This window comes from Streptomyces sp. NPDC107498, from assembly GCF_055582805.1.
On record NZ_JBVJPE010000060.1, the window covers coordinates 1 to 1,702 of the forward strand.

Sequence of the window (1,702 nt, forward strand, 5' to 3'; positions counted from 1 at the left end):
ACGCGGGGAAGCACCGAGACGCGGCGGATCCCGCACGAGAGCCTCGTCCAGTACGGTCTCGTCGGCCACTGGCTGCTGACCGCGCGCCCCTACGTCCTCGGGCACGACACACGCCGTGACGTGCAGCGGCCCCTCTCGGTGCGGTCGCTGACCGACCCCGAGGACTACGGGGACCAGCTGCTGGAGCACATGTCGTCGCTCGTCCCGGGCCCGAACGGCTCCGTGCTGGTCCGGGGCGGCACGCACGAGCACGGCGAGGGGCTCTACCGCGTCACGGTCGGCGCGGACGGGCGGCCCGTCGCCGAGCAGGTCGCCGCCACCGGGGAGCCGACCTCGGTCGGATACCTCGGCGCCGACGTTCCCGCGGTGGCCGACTTCGACCGGCGGAAGGCGGTGGACCTGCGGTGGCGCTTCTCGCGCAAGAACACCCGGGTGTACCTCAAGCTCACCCACACGGGGACGGGCGCGTCGAACGAGATCGTGATCTGGGAGCCGGGCGGCCGTCACCCTGACCTGGGGCCGGACACCGTCGGCTGGACCTGGCACGGCGAGGACCCCTGGTCCCCCTGGCTGTCCGGGGTCAGCGGCGCGTATACCTGGGAGATCGAGGCCGTGCCCCTCGACGGCGTCGGCAGGTCCGCCCGCGCGTCCGGCACGATCACCCTCGTCCGCAAGCCGACGGCGCACGACTACAGCGGCAACATCGACCCCGAGATCTTCGCGCGGGACTCCTCGGGCCGCCTCTGGGTCGCCCAGGCGAACTACGACGAGCAGTGGGGAGCGCTCGTCGAGACGCACGAGACGCCGGTCGGCTGGGGCTGGGGCGGCTACGACCGGCTGGAGTCGGTCGGCGACATCGCGGGGACGGGCACGACCGACACCCTCGCCCGCGACAAGGACGGCGTGCTCTGGCTCTACCAGGGCTCCGGCGACCCGGCGAAGCCCTTCCTCGGCCGGGTCAGGGTCGGCGGCGGCTGGCAGACCTACGACCAGGTCGGCGGCGGCAGCGACCTGACCGGTGACGGCCGGTCCGACGTCGTGGCCACCGACAGGTCCGGTGTCCTCTGGCTCTACAAGTCCACCGGCAGCGCCAGCAGCCCGTTCGAGACGCGCAAGAGGATCGGGGCCGGCTGGGGGATCTACAACCAGATCACCGCCGTCGGCGATCTCGCGGGCGGCCCCGCCGGGGACCTCATCGCCAGGGACAGGGCCGGGGTGCTGTGGCTGTACCTCGGCAAGGGGGACGGCACCTTCGCCGCCCGTACCCGGATCGGCAGCGGCTGGGGCACCTACGCCGGCCTCATCGGCGTCGGTGACGTCAACCAGGACGGCCACCCCGACCTCCTCGCCCGCCCCAAGGGCTCGGAGTCGTTCCTCTATGCCGGTACGGGCGACTGGCGGGCCCCGTTCAAGCCGCGGCAGGCCGGCCAGGTGTTCACCGAGGTGTCCGGGTACAACGAAGTCTTCTGACGGGCCCGTTCCCGGACGTGGACCCTGGTCCGGACCGATCCGGACCGATCATAAGTGACGGCCTCAGCCGTCCGCGCCGCGCCGCTCCCCCTCCTCCAGGACCGGGAAGCGGCGCGGCGCCAGGGTGAGGAGGACCAGGAGCGCGAGGGCCGCCGCCGCGAGCATGTACGGCACGTGAAATGCCAGCCCATCAAGGCCTCACACACACTCACAGTCGGTAAAACGGACGAGG

The 1,702-nt window shown here is 72.4% G+C and carries 1 protein-coding gene; it reads left to right on the forward strand.

What is annotated here, in order from left to right:
* The coding region (locus ACZ66Z_RS36680; protein ID WP_469940313.1) for an FG-GAP repeat domain-containing protein at positions 1 to 1,470 on the forward strand (1,470 nt) is incomplete at its 5' end.
* Positions 1,471 to 1,702: the final 232 nt, after the last annotated feature.